General features: G+C 66.8%; 1 protein-coding gene. It reads right to left on the reverse strand.

Going from position 1 to position 256, the window contains the following annotated elements:
* Positions 1-256, reverse strand: a 256-nt coding sequence (locus tag SB753_RS39040; RefSeq protein WP_410805417.1) for a PAS domain S-box protein, incomplete at both ends; no start/stop codon positions are given.

Below are 256 nucleotides of genomic sequence, written 5' to 3' on the forward strand. Positions count from 1 at the left end.
GTGCGCGACGCCGCCCGTCAGCTTGCCGATCGCTTCCATCTTCTGTGACTGCACGAGTGCGACGCGGGTCTCTTCGAGCAAGCGCGTCGCTTCCATTCGCTCGGTGATGTCGCGCGTAATCTTCGCGAAGCCGACCAGCGTGCCGTTGTGGCGGATCGCGTCGATCACCACATGCGCCCAGAAACGCGAGCCGTTCTTGCGCACGCGCCAGCCTTCCGATTCGAAGCGGCCGTCGCGGGCGGCGGCTTCCAGGCCG

It is taken from the genome of Paraburkholderia sp. SIMBA_053, from assembly GCF_046534895.1.
In the GTDB taxonomy this organism is placed as follows: Bacteria; Pseudomonadota; Gammaproteobacteria; order Burkholderiales; family Burkholderiaceae; genus Paraburkholderia; species Paraburkholderia caledonica.